Source organism: Bradyrhizobium sp. BRP23 (assembly GCF_020194135.1).
Taxonomy (GTDB): domain Bacteria; phylum Pseudomonadota; class Alphaproteobacteria; order Rhizobiales; family Xanthobacteraceae; genus Bradyrhizobium; species Bradyrhizobium yuanmingense.
This window is the reverse complement of sequence record NZ_JADYVW010000009.1, coordinates 116,460-130,733: the sequence shown is the minus strand read 5'-3', so window position 1 is coordinate 130,733 and position 14,274 is coordinate 116,460. Positions and strand designations below refer to the sequence as shown.

At 64.8% G+C, this 14,274-nt stretch carries 20 protein-coding genes; 12 read left to right on the top strand and 8 right to left on the bottom strand.

The genetic code is table 11. From position 1 onward, the window contains the following. Window positions 1-4 precede the first annotated feature (4 nt). From I6F24_RS24290 to I6F24_RS24270, 5 genes are all read left to right on the top strand, one after another. The gene (locus tag I6F24_RS24290) at window positions 5-973 is read left to right on the top strand and encodes a YVTN family beta-propeller repeat protein (RefSeq protein WP_225112039.1); all 969 of its coding nucleotides are present in this window, start codon (window positions 5-7) and stop codon (window positions 971-973) included. Continuing rightward, the gene (locus tag I6F24_RS24285) at window positions 970-1,776 is read left to right on the top strand and encodes an ABC transporter ATP-binding protein (protein WP_225127654.1); all 807 of its coding nucleotides are present in this window, start codon (window positions 970-972) and stop codon (window positions 1,774-1,776) included. The genes I6F24_RS24290 and I6F24_RS24285 overlap by 4 nt, the downstream gene beginning before the upstream one ends. Next, complete coding sequence (locus I6F24_RS24280; RefSeq protein WP_225150395.1) at window positions 1,773-2,621, top strand: ABC transporter permease; 849 nt, start codon at window positions 1,773-1,775, stop codon at window positions 2,619-2,621. Before I6F24_RS24285 ends, I6F24_RS24280 begins: the two co-directional genes overlap by 4 nt. Further along, the gene (locus tag I6F24_RS24275; RefSeq protein WP_225127658.1) at window positions 2,618-3,232 is read left to right on the top strand and encodes a hypothetical protein; all 615 of its coding nucleotides are present in this window, start codon (window positions 2,618-2,620) and stop codon (window positions 3,230-3,232) included. Before I6F24_RS24280 ends, I6F24_RS24275 begins: the two co-directional genes overlap by 4 nt. 136 nt (window positions 3,233-3,368) lie before the next feature. Continuing rightward, entirely contained in the window at window positions 3,369-3,671 is a 303-nt protein-coding gene (locus I6F24_RS24270) for a copper-binding protein (protein WP_036007909.1), read from the top strand. A 56-nt stretch (window positions 3,672-3,727) separates the two neighbouring features. Here the strand turns inward: I6F24_RS24270 and I6F24_RS24265 are convergent, their stop codons facing one another. Both I6F24_RS24265 and I6F24_RS24260 read right to left on the bottom strand, forming a co-directional pair. Continuing rightward, entirely contained in the window at window positions 3,728-4,285 is a 558-nt protein-coding gene (locus I6F24_RS24265) for a PQQ-dependent catabolism-associated CXXCW motif protein (RefSeq protein WP_128263287.1), read from the bottom strand. Beyond that, entirely contained in the window at window positions 4,282-5,166 is an 885-nt protein-coding gene (locus I6F24_RS24260) for a substrate-binding domain-containing protein (protein ID WP_225142626.1), read from the bottom strand. The genes I6F24_RS24265 and I6F24_RS24260 overlap by 4 nt, the downstream gene beginning before the upstream one ends. 126 nt (window positions 5,167-5,292) lie before the next feature. On the opposite strand from I6F24_RS24260, the gene I6F24_RS24255 reads away from it, so the two are divergent. Further along, a complete protein-coding gene (locus I6F24_RS24255; RefSeq protein WP_225150393.1) occupies window positions 5,293-6,216 on the top strand; it encodes a quinoprotein relay system zinc metallohydrolase 2 in 924 nt (307 codons plus the stop codon). A gap of 54 nt (window positions 6,217-6,270) precedes the next feature. Continuing rightward, window positions 6,271-7,089 (top strand): quinoprotein dehydrogenase-associated SoxYZ-like carrier, encoded by an 819-nt coding sequence (locus I6F24_RS24250; protein WP_225112026.1) that lies wholly within the window; start codon window positions 6,271-6,273, stop codon window positions 7,087-7,089. Between the two features lie 203 nt (window positions 7,090-7,292). Here the strand turns inward: I6F24_RS24250 and I6F24_RS24245 are convergent, their stop codons facing one another. After that, on the bottom strand, window positions 7,293-7,652 hold the full coding sequence (locus tag I6F24_RS24245; RefSeq protein ID WP_057026627.1) for a hypothetical protein: 360 nt from the start codon (window positions 7,650-7,652) through the stop codon (window positions 7,293-7,295). Between the two features lie 87 nt (window positions 7,653-7,739). On the opposite strand from I6F24_RS24245, the gene I6F24_RS24240 reads away from it, so the two are divergent. From I6F24_RS24240 to I6F24_RS24220, 5 genes are read left to right on the top strand one after another with little or no spacing between them, the layout of a single operon-like run. Next, entirely contained in the window at window positions 7,740-8,714 is a 975-nt protein-coding gene (locus I6F24_RS24240) for an ABC transporter substrate-binding protein (protein ID WP_225150696.1), read from the top strand. A gap of 1 nt (window position 8,715) precedes the next feature. Further along, window positions 8,716-9,453, top strand: a complete 738-nt coding sequence (locus tag I6F24_RS24235; RefSeq protein ID WP_036042015.1) for an ABC transporter permease subunit — start codon at window positions 8,716-8,718, stop codon at window positions 9,451-9,453. Continuing rightward, window positions 9,443-10,171: an ATP-binding cassette domain-containing protein gene (locus I6F24_RS24230; protein ID WP_036007922.1), complete on the top strand. Its 729-nt coding sequence runs from the start codon at window positions 9,443-9,445 to the stop codon at window positions 10,169-10,171. The genes I6F24_RS24235 and I6F24_RS24230 overlap by 11 nt, the downstream gene beginning before the upstream one ends. Window positions 10,172-10,218: 47 nt before the next feature. Continuing rightward, window positions 10,219-11,028 (top strand): pentapeptide repeat-containing protein, encoded by an 810-nt coding sequence (locus tag I6F24_RS24225; RefSeq protein WP_036007988.1) that lies wholly within the window; start codon window positions 10,219-10,221, stop codon window positions 11,026-11,028. Window positions 11,029-11,053: 25 nt separating this feature from the next. After that, the gene (locus I6F24_RS24220) at window positions 11,054-11,401 is read left to right on the top strand and encodes a hypothetical protein (protein WP_225133230.1); all 348 of its coding nucleotides are present in this window, start codon (window positions 11,054-11,056) and stop codon (window positions 11,399-11,401) included. Window positions 11,402-11,425: 24 nt separating this feature from the next. Here the strand turns inward: I6F24_RS24220 and I6F24_RS24215 are convergent, their stop codons facing one another. The 5 genes from I6F24_RS24215 to I6F24_RS24195 all read right to left on the bottom strand — a co-directional run bounded on the left by I6F24_RS24215 (window position 11,426) and on the right by I6F24_RS24195 (window position 14,125). Then, window positions 11,426-11,635, bottom strand: coding sequence for a hypothetical protein (locus I6F24_RS24215; protein ID WP_036007926.1), 210 nt, complete (start codon window positions 11,633-11,635; stop codon window positions 11,426-11,428). 218 nt (window positions 11,636-11,853) lie between these two features. Further along, the gene (locus I6F24_RS24210; protein WP_109142934.1) at window positions 11,854-12,723 is read right to left on the bottom strand and encodes a hypothetical protein; all 870 of its coding nucleotides are present in this window, start codon (window positions 12,721-12,723) and stop codon (window positions 11,854-11,856) included. Window positions 12,724-12,951: 228 nt separating this feature from the next. Further along, window positions 12,952-13,032 (bottom strand): pyrroloquinoline quinone precursor peptide PqqA, encoded by an 81-nt coding sequence (pqqA, locus tag I6F24_RS24205; protein WP_008562446.1) that lies wholly within the window; start codon window positions 13,030-13,032, stop codon window positions 12,952-12,954. A 218-nt stretch (window positions 13,033-13,250) separates the two neighbouring features. Then, window positions 13,251-13,736, bottom strand: coding sequence for a hypothetical protein (locus tag I6F24_RS24200; RefSeq protein ID WP_225150392.1), 486 nt, complete (start codon window positions 13,734-13,736; stop codon window positions 13,251-13,253). Further along, the gene (locus I6F24_RS24195; RefSeq protein ID WP_225148095.1) at window positions 13,733-14,125 is read right to left on the bottom strand and encodes an EF-hand domain-containing protein; all 393 of its coding nucleotides are present in this window, start codon (window positions 14,123-14,125) and stop codon (window positions 13,733-13,735) included. The genes I6F24_RS24200 and I6F24_RS24195 overlap by 4 nt, the downstream gene beginning before the upstream one ends. Between the last annotated feature and the right edge of the window lie 149 nt (window positions 14,126-14,274).

Sequence of the window (14,274 nt, the reverse complement as noted above, 5' to 3'; positions counted from 1 at the left end):
GCAGATGTCGCGGATGTGGCGTGTTGGACTTCTCTCCGCATTGGCGCTGGCGGCAGCCCCAGCGCATGCGTTCATCGCCTATGTCTCGAACGAGAAGAGCAATACGGTCTCGGTGATCGATACCGACAGCTGGACCGTGACCAAGACCATCAAGGTCGGCCAGCGTCCGCGCGGCATCGACCTTACCCGCGACGGCAAGTTCGTGATGGTCGCGGTCGGCGACGACGACACCATCCAGGTAATCGACGCCAAGACGCAAACCGTGGTGGACAGCCTGCCCTCCGGTCCCGACCCCGAGCTGTTCGCGCAGGATGCCGCCGGCAAGACCCTCTATGTCGCCAACGAGAACGACAACACGGTTACGGTGATCGACCTCGAGAAGCGCGCCCGGCTCGGCGACATCCAGGTCGGTGTCGAGCCCGAGGGCATGACCATCAGTCCGGACGGCAAGACGCTGATCAACACCTCGGAAACCACCAACATGGCGCATTTCATCGACACCGCCTCGCGCCAGATCGTCGCCAACGTGCTGGTGGACGCGCGGCCGCGCTACGCCGAGTACAAGCATGATTCTTCCGAGGTGTGGGTGTCCTCGGAGATCGGCGGCACTGTCTCGATCATCGACCCCAAAAAGCACGAGGTGATCGGCAAGGTCACGTTCGAGATTCCGGGCTTGCGCAAGGAGGCGATCCAGCCGGTCGGCATCGGCATGACCAGGGACGACAAAACCGCGTTCGTCGCGCTCGGCCCCGCCAACCGCATCGCCGTGGTCGACGTCGCCTCGCGCAAGGTGACGAAATATCTCCTGGTCGGGCAGCGGGTCTGGCACATGGCGTTCACGCCGGACGAGAAATATTTGCTCACCACCAACGGTGTGTCGAACGACGTCTCCGTCATCGACGTCGCCGCGCAGAAGGTGATCAAGACCATTCAGGTCGGCGAGCTGCCCTGGGGCGTCGCGATCGCGCCATGACCAGCCCCGCCCCGATCGCCGAAGCCCAGGAGACGCCGAGACCCGAAGAGGCCGCGGTGCCGGCATTGTCGATCGACGGTGTCAGCCATGCCTATGGTCCGCGGCGCGCATTGACGAACGTGTCTTTCAATGTGCAGCCCGCGAGCTTCACGGCGCTGCTGGGACTCAACGGCGCCGGCAAGAGCACGCTGTTCTCGCTGATCACGCGGCTGTTCGGCATCCAGTCCGGCCGCGTCGGCATTTTCGGGCACGACGTCAGCAAGACCCCCGGCGAGGCGCTGCGGCTGCTCGGGGTCGTATTCCAGCCGCGCACGCTCGATCTCGATCTGTCGCTGACGCAGAACCTGCTCTACCACGCGGCGCTGCACGGCATTGGCCGCCGCGAGGCCTCGGCGCGCAGCGCCGAGCTGCTCGGCCGCATCGGTCTTGCCGATCGCGCCGCAAGCAAGGTGCGCGATCTCTCGGGCGGACAGATGCGGCGGCTGGAGATCGCCCGGGCGCTGCTGCACCGGCCCCGCCTCCTGCTGCTCGACGAGCCGACCGTCGGCCTCGACGTCAAGGCGCGCGCCGACATCATCAGCCACGTCCGCCAGCTCGTGACCGAGCAAGGCATCGGCGTGCTCTGGGCCACGCACCTGTTCGACGAGATCATGCCCGGTGACGATCTCGTGGTGCTGCACCAGGGCAAGGTGCTGGCGCAGGGGCCGATGAGCCGCGTTATCGCCGCAACAGGCGCGCAAGACGTCAACACCGCCTTCATGCGCCTGACCGGCGCGCAAACCATGCCTGGAGGCGGCGCATGAGCAGCATCGCAATGCGCGAGGCGCCGCGCGGCTTCTCGTTCGCCGAGTACATGACCTGCCTCAGCGGCATCGTCTGGCGCGAGGGCCTGCGCTTCCTGCATCAGCGCGAGCGCTTCGTCTCGGCGCTGGTGCGGCCTCTGGTGTGGCTGTTCATCTTCGCCGCCGGCTTCCGCCAGGTGCTCGGCATCTCCATCATCCCGCCCTACGAGACCTACATCCTCTACGAGGTCTATATCGCGCCCGGGCTGATGGCGATGATCCAGCTCTTCAACGGCATGCAGTCCTCGCTCTCGATGGTTTATGACCGCGAGATGGGCAACATGCGCACGCTCCTGGTGAGCCCGCTGCCGCGCGGGTTCCTGTTGTTCTGCAAGCTGCTCGCGGGCACCGCGGTATCGCTGCTCCAGGTCTATGCGTTCCTGCTGATCGCCTGGCTCTGGGACATCACCCCGCCGCCCCAGGGCTATCTCACCGTGCTGCCGGCGCTGATCCTGTCGGGGCTGATGCTGGGCTCGCTCGGCATGCTGATCTCGTCGGGCATCAAACAGCTGGAGAACTTCGCCGGTGTCATGAACTTCGTGATCTTCCCGATGTTCTTCGCCTCCTCCGCGCTCTACCCGCTCTGGCGCGTGCAGGAGGGCAACCCCTATCTCTATTATCTGTGCGAGGCCAATCCGTTCACCCATGCGGTCGAGCTGATCCGTTTCGCGCTGTATGGCCAGATCAACTGGATCTCGCTGGCGGTGGTCGCTGCTTGCACAATCGTCTTCATGATCGGCGCGATCCTGGCCTATGATCCCTCGCGCGGGCTGGCGCGACGCGGGCCTGCGGGAGGCGAAGGATGATTGTTCGGGTTCTGGTCACCTCTGTACTGGTGCTCGCTGTCGCGAGCACGACGGCGCACGCCGCCGATCCGCGCTATCCGGACTGGCCGTGCACCCAGGCGAAGGTGCCCGAGATCTCGCTGGCGGCCGTGTGGGGCGGTCCGCCGCTCGACGACGTCCAGAACAAATGGAAGGACGACGCCAAGATCAGCGCGCTCGTTGCGAAACTGGCGGCGCGCAAGACGCCACTGGATGAGGCGGAAAAGCTGGTGAAGGAGTTTCTCGCGGGTTCCGCTGCCGACAAGACCGCGAACGCAAAGCTGCTGTTCGCCGGCCTGTTCGACACGCTCAACGCCCAGCGCTCCCAGGTCATGAACGGACTCGAGCGAGTCAGCCGCAAGCAGCGCGATGCCGCCGACAAGATCCGCGAGGAGGCAATTCAGCTCCAGGCCCTGCAAGGGGCCACACCGCGTGACGAGGCCAAGGTCCAGGCGCTCAGCAACGAGCTGATCTGGAAGACCCGGATCTTCGAGGACCGTAACAAGGTGGTGCGCTTCGTCTGCGAGGTTCCAACCTCGCTCGACCAGCGCCTGTTCGCGCTCGGACGCGTCATCCAGCAGGAAATGGAATAGCGTCAGTTACGCTGACCGCTCACGAAAAGTTCCCGCAATCGCCCCGGCAACGTTAACCTTTCGCCGCGCTATGTGCCGGAACCAAATCGATTTATGATGGCTTGTCGACGTGAACTCAAGACGTCGGGAGGCCTCGATGGGAACCACAAGAATCATGTTTGCGGGCGCTGCGGTCCTCAGCATGCTCGCAACCAGCGCCTTTGCTGACGACATGACCGGGATGATCACGCGGATCGATCGGCTCAACGGCACGATTTCGATCCAGCAGACCCAGAAGGGCACGGTCGGCGCCAGCACAGGCAGCGCCGGCGCGCTCCAGGAGTACAAGGCCAAGGATGCGGCGATGCTGGATGCCGTCCATGCCGGCGACAGGGTGAGCTATTCTGCGACCGAGACCAACGGTACGGGCACGTTGACGAAGTTGCAGAAGCAGAAATAACACCGTCGCTGCGTCTCCCGCTCACAGGGGGCGGCCAAGCACCTGCATCCAGTCATTTACTGGTCCGGGCGCGGCTCAGGCTGCGCGTCCTCCGTCGGGAGTTTGGCGCCCTCCCAGCCGTCGGTGCCGTCAGGATACCAGGCGATGTTGGCATAGCCGTAAGCGAGCGCACGCTTCGCCGCGTTCCAGGACATCCAGCAATCGGCGAGGCAATAGATCACCAGCAGCGCGGCCTTGTCGCCGCGTGAGGCGCGCGCGAGGCCACGCTGAAGATAATCGTCCATGGCGGGCGGCAAGTTGCCATAGCCGGTGTCCGGCAGCCAGAAGCTGCCCGGAATGTTCCTGCGCGGCGCGTCACGCCACACCGTGCTCACAGGAAGGTTCTTTGGTTTCGGCGCGCGCGGCATCACGTCAACGAAGGTGCCGCTGTTCGCGCGCCAGATCGCCTCCGCCTCGCTGGTCGTGAGCACGCGCGCGCCAGCGAGCGTCGCCGGCACCGGCGCGCGATAATTGTCGGTACGATATCCCTCGGGCTCGAACGGCTCCTGCTGCTGCGCCGACGCCGGGGCCACGAGCAAGGCAACGACGAACGCAGCAGCAAGCGGCCGGCTCATGGCGCCTTCTTGGCCGTCTCCGCGCCGAGCGGCCGGTTGCTCTCGTCCAGCAGCGGCACGCCGAAATCGAGCAGGATCTTGTTGATCTCGCCCTGGTTCTCCTGGATCACCCGGTTGAGCTGCCGCTTCCAGTTCTGGTCGGCGGGTCGCACGCCCATGCCGATGCGATAGACCAGCTTGGACCCGGTGGTCTCCTTGACCAGCGGCATGACGTGCAGCGAGGGGCCGGCTTTCTTCGCATAATAGCCGGCCATCGGTCCCCAGAGCACGCCGGCGTCGATCTTGCCGGCAGCGAGGTCGTCGATCATCGCCTGCGCGGAATTGTCGAAGCGCGTGTCGATCATCAGCTGATAGGGCTTTGCATCGCCCATCAGGCCTGCCAACGCCATATTGGTCGCCGGCGGCGTGCCGGCGACGATGCCGATATGTTTACCTTTCAGGCGTGCGTCCTCCAGCGTGTCGACGTCCTCGAGCCCGCTACCGGTCTTGGCAACCAGTGCATAGGTCGTGCGGTAGTAGGGATTGGTGCCCTGCACGAGGTCGTCGCCCTGCGGGTAGCCCATGATGACGTCGCAGCGATGCGCACCCAACGTCATGCGCACGAAGCCGGCGGCCTGCGGGAAGAACACGTAGTCCAGCTTCTTCTGCAGCTTGTCCGCCAGAAACTCGGCGAGCTTGTTCTCGAAGCCCTCGCCCTTCTCGTTCGAGAACGGCAGGTTGCGCGGGTCGGCGCAGACGCGCAGCACCTTCGGGTCGACCAGCTCGAATGAGAGATCTCCGGTCTCGTTGGTCTGCGCGATGGCGAGATCGCCATAGGCACACGATGCGATCACGATCCAGAGTGAAAACCACCAGCGACGATGTCGTCCGGCCTGCGTCATCGCGCTTCCTCCTCGTTTTGTTTGAATGTTATCCATGCAACGCATGACGCGCCACGTGTGCCAACTTTTGCCGGCTTTGCTTTGTTGCAGTGCAATGAGGCCAATCCTTTGAACTGAGGCGGAAAAGTGTCTCGCATCGCTCTCGTGATCGCAGCCTTGTCCCTGGTAGCAGCTACGGTAGCACGCGCCGGGGCGGCCGAATTGCCTGTGAGCGAAGTCGCGCCGGGAATCTTCGTACACTCCGGGGCCATCGCGCTGATGAGCCGCGAGAATGAAGGCGGCATCGCCAATGTCGGCTTCATCATCGGAGGTGACGCGGTGGCCGTGATCGACACTGGCGGCAGCCTGCGCGAGGGCGAGGCGCTGCTGGCGGCGGTACGAGCGCGCACGCAAAAGCCGATCCGCTATGTCATCAACACCCATGGCCATCCCGACCATGTCTTCGGCAATGCTGCCTTCATGGCAGAGGGAACCAGCTTCGTCGGCCACAGCAAGCTGCCGCAGGCGCTGGCGAGCCGCGGGCCCTTCTATCTCGACAATTTCAGGCGCCTCATGGGCCCCGAGCTGATCGATCCCGTGAAGATCGTACCGCCGACCCTGCTCGTAACGGACACGCTCACGCTCGATCTGGGCTCGCGCCGCTTGACTCTGCGCGCATGGCCGGCCGGGCACAGCGACAACGATCTGACCGTGTTCGACGAGAGCACCAAAACCCTGCTTGCCGGCGATCTCGTCTTTCTCGGCCACATTCCGGTGATGGACGGCAGCATTCGCGGCTGGCTCGCCACGCTGAAAGAGTTGGAGACGATCCCGGCGCTGCGCGTTGTTCCCGGTCACGGTCCTGTGAGCGACTGGCCAGCGGCGCTGAGCGATCAACGACGTTACCTGTCAACGCTGCTGTCCGACGTCCGCGCCCTGAACAAGAGGGGCGCGCCGATCCGCGCCGCTGCGGACAAGGCGGCGGCGGACGAGCGGCCGCACTGGCAGCTGTTCGATGACTACAACGCCCGCAACGCAACTGCAGCATTTTCGGAAATTGAATGGGAATAGCGGGCGCGCTACGCTGGCAGGAGATCAGCTTCACCTAAACCGAGGAGCATGACCATGACGGCATGCACACGCCGCCTGCCCCTGATTGCCCTGCTCCTCGGCATCGCCTTTGCCGTGCCGGCGCAGGCGGACGAGGCCTACGATCCCTGGCCGGGCCTGGTGCAGGACATCTTCAGCAACCGGCCGATGAACGACGGCGCCGAGGTCATCGGCATCGAGATGCCCTATCGCGCCGAGGATGCCGCCATCGTGCCGGTGACGCTGCGCAGCAAGCTGTCGCCCGGCGACAGCAGACGCATCCGTTCGATCACGCTGGTGATCGACCGCAATCCCGCGCCGATGGCCGCGAAGTTCGAACTCGGCCCGGACGCCAATGTCACGGAAATCTCGACCCGTGTGCGCGTCAACAACTACACCGACGTGCACGCGGTCGCCGAGCTCAGCGACGGCCAGCTCTACGTCTCGAAAGTCTATGTGAAGGCCTCCGGCGGCTGCTCGGCGCCGGCTGCAAAGAACGTGGAGGAAGCCAAGAACCGGCTCGGCCAGATGCGCTACCGGCAATTCGCCCGTGAAGAGGGTCCGGCAAGCCGGCTGCGCGAAGCGCAGATCATGATCGGCCATCCCAACAATTCCGGCCTGCAGATGGACCAGGTCACGCAGCTCTATATCCCCGCCTTCTTCATCAACCAGCTCAGATTGACGCAGGACGACAGCCCCGTGCTGTCGATGGAAGGCGGCATCTCGATCTCGGAAGATCCCAACCTGCGCTTCACCTATGTCTCCAACGGCGCCAAGCGCTTTCGTGCGGAGGCCCGGGATACGGACGGGCATGTGTTCCGCAATGAATGGGATGTGGAGAAACCGGGGACTTAGTTTCGTCAGACTTGCGCTGAAGCCCCCTCTCCCCTCGCGGGAGAGGGTGGATCGCCGCGTAGCGGCGAGACGGGTGAGGGGTATGTTTCCGCGCCCACCTGCCTCTCATGCTGGAATATGCCGATAGAACCCCTCATCCGGCGCTTCGCGCCACCTTCTCTCACAAGGGGAGAAGGAAGATCGCACCGTCTGTGCCGCGATAGCTAAAAACACCTCACCTCGGCTTCCGCCTGCGCGCGCCTTAAGTCATTCACCGCCGCGTTGGCCTGCTCCGAGGTGCGAAACTGCACGCCGAGATCGCCGCGCACTTGCGACATGCTGAGCGCGGTCTCGGCGGTAACATAGCGCTCGTAGGGTATGATCGAGGCGACCACGTCGATGGAGCAGGAACATTGCTCGATCGCGGAGCGCGTCTCGCCGTTGGCCTTCATGCAGCCATAGACGTATTCCGCGCGCGCCGCGGTGGGATAATCATTGGCCTCTTCGGCCCGTGCCACGCATACGCTGGCAGCGAGCGCCGTCAATGCGGCGACAATCGGTCGTAGCCGTCCGGCCAGATCCATGCGCGTCCTCCCGCTGGTTGCGACCAAGGCTATGCTATGCGTATTGTGCTGAAAAGCACTCTGTCAGAGGAAACGGCTCACAAGGTGATGACAGTTTTGGCGCGAATTTGGGCGCTCGCAACGGTGCTGGCGCTAGCCGCACCTGCCGGCGCTGCGGACACAATCCGCCTTGCGGTGCAGAAGACCGGAACATTCTCGTGGGAGCTGGCCGCGATCCGAAGCGCCGGCCTCGACAAGGAGGCCGGCCTGGCGCTGGAGGTCACCGAGCTCGCGAGCACCGAGGCCGGCAAGATCGCGATGCGCGCCGGCAGCGCCGACATCATCCTGTCGGACTGGCTGTGGGTGTCGCGCGAGCGCACGCTCGGTGCGAAGCTCACCTTCTATCCCTATTCCAGCGCGCTCGGCGCCGTGATGGTGCCGGCCTCATCGCCGATCAAGACGCTCGCCGACCTCAAGGGCCGCAAGCTCGCGGTCGCCGGCGGGGCGATCGACAAGAGCTGGCTGCTGCTGCAGGCGCGGATGAAGCAGGACGGCGTCGACCTGAAATCGGAAGCAACCATCGTCTACGGCGCCCCGCCGCTGATCGCCGCCAAGGCGCTGGACGGCGAGATGGATGCGAGCCTCAACTTCTGGAATTTCTGCGCCCAGCTCGAGGCCAAGGGTTTCAGGCGCCTCGCCGGCATCGAGGACATCTTGCCGAAGCTGGGCGCCAAAGGCGCGGTCGCCGCGGTCGGCTATGTCTTCGACGAGAGCTGGGCGGCGAGCCATAAGGAGGCAGTCGCGCGCTTCATCGCGATGACCCGCAAGGCCAAGGAACTGCTGGCGACCTCGGATGCGGCCTGGGACAAGGTCGCGCCGCTCACCGGCACGACGGATCCTGCCCTGCTCAGGACCTACCGCGAGCGCTACCGCGACGGCATTCCGCGCCGGAGCATCGATGACGAGGAAAAGGACGCGCGCGTACTCTACCGCGTGCTGGCCGAGATCGGCGGTCGCGACCTCGTCGGCCCCGCAGCCGAGCTCGACCCCGGCACCTTCTATCACGCAGTCCCCGGAGACTGAGGTGCTGCGCCTGCTGTCGTTCGCCCTGTTCCTCGCGATCTGGTGGATTGCCGCGCTCGTGGTCGGCGGCGCAAAGCTGCCCTCCCCGCCGGCGGTGCTTCAGGTGATGATCGCGGAAGCATCAAGCGGCGCGCTGTTCCTGCATCTCGGCGCCACGCTGGCGCGCGTCGCGCTCGCCTTCACACTCGCGATGTCGCTCGGCAGTGCCATCGGCTATTTGATGGGCCGGGTGAAGCTCGCCGACCGGCTCGGTGATCCCTGGCTGATCCTGCTGCTCAACCTGCCCGCATTGGTCGTGATCGTGCTGGCCTATATCTGGGCTGGCCTCACCGAGGCCGCCGCGATCGCAGCGATCGCCATCAACAAGCTGCCGACCGCCATCGTCACCTTGCGCGAGGGCACGCGCGCGCTCGACCGTTCGCTCGACGAGATGGCGAGCGTGTTCGCAATGCCGCGCTGGCGCGCCTTCCGCCACGTCGTGCTGCCGCAACTGGCGCCCTATATCGCGGCCTCGGCCCGCTCCGGCCTGTCGCTGGTGTGGAAGATCGTGCTCGTCGCCGAGCTGCTGGGGCGGCCGAACGGCGTCGGCTTCGAGATCGGCGTCGCCTTCCAGCTGTTCGACACGCCGCGGCTGCTGGCCTATTCCCTCACCTTCGCCGCCGTCGTGCTCGTCATCGAAACCTTGCTGGTGCAGCCGTTCGAAGCCCGCGCAAACCGGTGGCGGCCCCGTGCGGCTTGAGGTCGATATCACGGGCAAGACTTTCAGGAGTGCCGCGGGCGGAACGCACGAGGTTCTGGCGCCCGTCAAGTTCGCGCTGCAATCGGGCGAGGTCGGCGTGCTGATCGGCCCCTCCGGCTGCGGCAAGAGCACGATGCTGCGTATCATCCTGGGACTGGACCACGACTTTGCAGGCCACGTCGCGCGACCGCCGGAGGCGCGGATCGGCATGGTGTTCCAGGAGCCGCGCCTGCTGCCGTGGCGCTCGGTCGAGCAGAATGTACGGCTGGCTGCGCCCGATGTCGCTGATGCCAAGCTCGCCGAGCTCTTCAGGATTTTGGAGCTGGAAGCGCATCGCGACCACTATCCCGGTGAGCTCTCGCTGGGTTTGGCCCGGCGCGTGGCGCTCGCCCGCGCCTTTGCCGTCGAGCCGGATATTCTGGTGCTCGACGAACCGCTGGCATCGCTCGATGACGCTCTCGCCGGACGCCTGCGCGATGAGATTGCAACGCTCGTCGCGAGCCGGCCGGTGATGACGCTTTTGGTGACACACAGCCTGGACGATGCCGTGCGCCTGGGCGACCGGCTGTTCTTCCTATCGCCGCGACCAGCGCGGATCGTGGCCGAGGTGCCTATCGGCATCCCGCGCGACACACGCGGCGAAGCCGAAATTGCGGCGATAAAGGCCGGCCTCGCGCAACGAACTCAAGGCGACCGCACTGAGCGAGATGCCTCATAGCCGGTCGCCTGGCGGACGTGCTAGATTAGCGGGCGGCGGAGCTGATGATGACACGAACAGTCGCCTTCGCAACGCTTGGTCTTGCAGCGCTTAGCCTCGCACTCGTTGCGGTGACGGCGGGCGCGCAGGACATGATGCGTGGCGTCGACCTCACCTCCCCCGCGATGGTCTCGGCTGAAATGACGAGGCCAGAGGTCGAGGCCATGCTGGCCAAAGCGAGCCCAAAGCAGCCTGCCGATTTCACCGGCAAACGCCTGTCGGGTCTCGATCTCTCGGGGCTGGACCTGTCCAACACGGTTCTCCGCGCCGCGCGGCTCAACAAGACAATACTTCGAGACGCCAGGCTGGACGGTGCGATCCTCGATCAGGCGTGGCTGCTGGATGCGGATCTTACCGGCGCAAGCCTGAAGGGCGCCAATCTGTTCGCCTCGCAAATGGCCCGCGCGCGTCTCGACGGTGCGAACCTGTCAGGAGCGCGGATCGCTGCCGACCTCACCGGCGCAAGCCTGGTCGGCGCCTCGATCGCGGACGCGAATCTCGGCGCCGATATGCGCAACCAGTCGATGGGACTGATGCGCGCGGTGCTGAGATCCGCCAAGCTGGAACGGCTGAACGCGCGCAACGCCGATTTGTCGCGCGTCGACCTCGAATTCGCAGTCCTCAGGGGCGCCGATCTGAGCGGCGCATCACTGAAAAACGCCCAACTCGGCGGAGCCGATCTGACCGGCGCCATCGTCATCGACGCCGATTTCGACGGCGCCGATCTCGTCTCGGCGAAGCTGATCGCACCAAACGGCCTTGACCGCGCCAAGAATTTCGACAAGGCAAAGAACCGCGAGCGCCTGATCAGGGAATGACGGCGCCCTTTGGGAGGACTGGCTGATGCGTGGGGTTCTTGCTTTGACCGCGTTGTTGACGCTTGCCGGCGAAGCCGCCGCGCAGACCAAGGGCAAGGGCATCAGGCTCTGGAATCTCACGACGGAGACCATCTCCGGCTTCCAGCTCGCACCCGCGGGCAAGACCGACTGGGGTCCGAACCAGTGCCTGAATGACAAGGACAAGGAGGTCGACCACGACGAGCGGTTGCGCATCACCGGCATCGAGCCCGGCCGCTACGACGCCAGGGTCAGCTACCCCAATGCACGGCAGTGCATCGTCCGCGATATCGAGATCAAGGCGGATGCAGTGTTCTCGATTGCGGACAAGGATCTGAAGGACTGCACCAAGTAGCGCAGCGGCTCTCCGTTGGAGCTGCTATGCCTTGTCGTTCGGGTGTGGATATTCGCAGCGCCACTTCACCGCGTGCCACTTCGGATGCTCACCGACCCATTGCGCGATATAGGGCGGCGCGGCCATCGCGCATTGTCGCGGCGACCCGGAATAGTGGAACACCAGATGCCGCTCCTCGCAGGTCGCAGGCGAGAGCACCGCGCACACAGTCACCACCAGGTCAATCGGGTTCATGCCGGGATCCTCTCGCAAGGGGGCGATGGAGAGATTAGCACATGAAGCTACGCTTCAAGGAGGGGGAAGTTTCATAGCGCCGAAGCCTCGTCATGGCCGGGCTCGGCCATCCACGCCTTGCCTCGTGGAACAAAGAACGTGGATGCCCGGGCCGTCGCCTCGCCGAAGCGGCTTCGGCCGCGTAGCCGGGAGAAGCCCGAGCATGACGACCTTCCGTGTTAGAAGTTCACGCCGAACACCAATCGCGCCTGATGTCGCTCGAAATTGACGAGGTCGAGATTGCCGCCTGAGCCGGCCGGGCGCCCCCAGGCCTGCATGCTCCAGCTTGCGGTGAGCCGGGAACGCTCGGAGAGCTGGAAATAGGCGGTGGGGCCGACAAACAGGGCCTGGCCTGAGAACTCGCTAAGGCCGATGCCCTCATATTGCCGGAAGTAGCGCATCTCGCCGCCAAGCAGCACATTGGGCCGCACGCGCACCAGGCCGGCAAACGCGGCCCCGATCGTCGAGCTCTTCTCGGATGCCCCTCCAATCTCGAAGCGCGCCCATTCCGGCTGGTAGATCAGGTTGAGGGCGCCGATGGCGAAGTTCGGAATGAGTTCGCGATCGAAGGCGAGCGTAAATTCGGTGCCGTACATCCGCCCTTTCGCGCCGCTGGTCTCGTCGATGCGGTCGCCGTGGAGCTCGGCCGCAATGGTGAGGCCGAATGGTGCGCGCTCACGGTCGAGCAGGCGATAGCGCAGGTCGAGCGAGATGCCCTGGAAGTTGAACTGGCGGCGGTCGTCGATGTCAGGGACGCCGGTAATGTGGTGCAAGCTCGCGGTGCCGCCGACTTCGACACGAAAATTCGGCAGCGGCACCACCTCGATCTCGACCTCATGTTCAAGGGCGCGATAAGCGCCCCCGCCTTTGCCGAAGCGCCCCGTCGTCTGGGTCTGGAATTCGCGCTCGCCGACATTGCCGATATCGGTGCCGATCATGAAGCCGAAGATGTGCTCGGTATCAAAACCTGCCTCGGCGCTGCTGCGCGCCGGCGCCAGCACGATCGCGCACACGATCACCGTCCAGAACTTGCAGGCTCTGCCGCCCATCCCGTGCCCCAAAGGCGCGCGCCGCTGTGATGCGGCAGCAGCGCTGACCGGGCGTCAGCGTAACACACTGCCGCAGAGCACGGTCGAAATTTTGCGGGGAAAGAATTGAAGCCCCTCCACGTGCGGCTTTCGCGCGATCCGCAAAGCATGGAGCACGGCGAGGCGCAGATCCGACACTGCCACGGCTCCGACGGCGTTTGCCATCGAAGCCGCGGCAGGTCGTCGGTCTTACTTGCGCGAGGCGCAGGCGTACATGTTGATTTCCATGCCGACCGGCACTTCCACGATCTTCGGAGCTTTCCAAGCCATTCGGGTCTCCCAAGGTATTGAGCGCGACATCGCGCGGCGAAAAACCTAGGGCTGCGTCGAGTGCAGTTCAAGCCTCGATTCGACTGCCGTCGCGTCTGTGCCGATACTTCGCGGCCACAATTTCTCTCTCGGACAAAGCAAGTTCCCTCCTGGTCAAACACGACCAGCGAGACACCGCCTTGTGCAATGCACCGCGCGTCCAATCGACAACGGTGCCGTCAGCAGTCCTTGTCGGCCATTTCGGCATTCGGCTTGGCGCCCGCGGCGCGCTGAGCCGCCGTTGGCTCGCTCTGCATTTGCCGCTGCGCATCCTCGGACGACGCCGGCGATTCACCGCTGGCCCGGTTCATCATGCTGGTCGGCGGATGCTGGCTGCTATCGCTCGCCGAACCGGACGTGTGCGATTGCGCGGAGCCCACGGTGACAGGGCCAGAACCGGCATCCTTGTCGGTCTTGTCGGTGCTGGCGCTGCCGGTGTTGCAGGGACCGGCGACCGCAACCCCGGCGCTCAGCGTCAGGATTGCGCAGGCAGCAAGAAGGGAACGCTTCGTATTCATTTGCATCTCCTTTTCTCCCGCAGCGCAGCCCCGGCGCCGGCAGGACATGCGGAGAAACAGGCCGAGCAGCCCGATGTTCCCGAGCGTCAGGCCGGAATGATCGCAAACGTTACGCCCGTCATGCCCGTTCCGCTCGCGGCGCTTCACCGGAGCAATCGTACGAGCGCGCGCCCGCCACGCGAATTCAGCTCCTTCGCATCCAGCGTTCCATCCTTGTCGGGATTGGCTGCGTTGAAACGCTGCTCGACCACCGACAGATATTCGTCGAGGGTGAGGGTCCCGTCGCGGTCGGGGTCTGCCGCGGCGAGTTCTTTCGCGCTCAACCGTCCACGCAATTCGCGCGCATCGAGCGTGCCGTCGCGATCGGGATCGAGCTTTGCGAACGAGGCGGCGGCCACCTTCTTCACCTCGGCAAGATCGAGCGTGCCGTCATTGTCGGTGTCGAACAACTTGACCGCATTGCCGGAGGCCGACCACGCCGGACCGGCCGAAAGTGCAATCACAAGTGCAAGGGCAATCGAGCGAGCCGAAATCATCGAGACCTCCCTGACATAGCCCCCAGATCAATGGGGCAGAGCCGAGATAAACCCGCAAGCGGCCCTCGGTTCAAGTCCGGACCTGCAACTTGCGCGCGCCACAACCGGTAGAGATGCATTGCCCTGCTCCCAATAGTGCTTCGCGTCGC

What these genes read in the sequence shown, in the direction of transcription:
- I6F24_RS24220 (WP_225133230.1), top strand. Translation starts at nt 11,054, where the DNA reads ATGCGTGGGGTTCTTGCTTTGACCGCGTTGTTGACGCTTGCCGGCGAA.
- I6F24_RS24265 (WP_128263287.1), bottom strand. Translation starts at nt 4,285, where the DNA reads ATGAGCCGGCCGCTTGCTGCTGCGTTCGTCGTTGCCTTGCTCGTGGCC.
- I6F24_RS24275 (WP_225127658.1), top strand. Translation starts at nt 2,618, where the DNA reads ATGATTGTTCGGGTTCTGGTCACCTCTGTACTGGTGCTCGCTGTCGCG.
- I6F24_RS24240 (WP_225150696.1), top strand. Translation starts at nt 7,740, where the DNA reads ATGACAGTTTTGGCGCGAATTTGGGCGCTCGCAACGGTGCTGGCGCTA.
- pqqA (WP_008562446.1), bottom strand. Translation starts at nt 13,032, where the DNA reads ATGGCTTGGAAAGCTCCGAAGATCGTGGAAGTGCCGGTCGGCATGGAA.
- I6F24_RS24210 (WP_109142934.1), bottom strand. Translation starts at nt 12,723, where the DNA reads ATGGGCGGCAGAGCCTGCAAGTTCTGGACGGTGATCGTGTGCGCGATC.
- I6F24_RS24260 (WP_225142626.1), bottom strand. Translation starts at nt 5,166, where the DNA reads ATGACGCAGGCCGGACGACATCGTCGCTGGTGGTTTTCACTCTGGATC.
- I6F24_RS24250 (WP_225112026.1), top strand. Translation starts at nt 6,271, where the DNA reads ATGACGGCATGCACACGCCGCCTGCCCCTGATTGCCCTGCTCCTCGGC.
- I6F24_RS24195 (WP_225148095.1), bottom strand. Translation starts at nt 14,125, where the DNA reads ATGATTTCGGCTCGCTCGATTGCCCTTGCACTTGTGATTGCACTTTCG.
- I6F24_RS24280 (WP_225150395.1), top strand. Translation starts at nt 1,773, where the DNA reads ATGAGCAGCATCGCAATGCGCGAGGCGCCGCGCGGCTTCTCGTTCGCC.
- I6F24_RS24285 (WP_225127654.1), top strand. Translation starts at nt 970, where the DNA reads ATGACCAGCCCCGCCCCGATCGCCGAAGCCCAGGAGACGCCGAGACCC.
- I6F24_RS24215 (WP_036007926.1), bottom strand. Translation starts at nt 11,635, where the DNA reads ATGAACCCGATTGACCTGGTGGTGACTGTGTGCGCGGTGCTCTCGCCT.
- I6F24_RS24245 (WP_057026627.1), bottom strand. Translation starts at nt 7,652, where the DNA reads ATGGATCTGGCCGGACGGCTACGACCGATTGTCGCCGCATTGACGGCG.
- I6F24_RS24290 (WP_225112039.1), top strand. Translation starts at nt 5, where the DNA reads ATGTCGCGGATGTGGCGTGTTGGACTTCTCTCCGCATTGGCGCTGGCG.
- I6F24_RS24225 (WP_036007988.1), top strand. Translation starts at nt 10,219, where the DNA reads ATGACACGAACAGTCGCCTTCGCAACGCTTGGTCTTGCAGCGCTTAGC.
- I6F24_RS24270 (WP_036007909.1), top strand. Translation starts at nt 3,369, where the DNA reads ATGGGAACCACAAGAATCATGTTTGCGGGCGCTGCGGTCCTCAGCATG.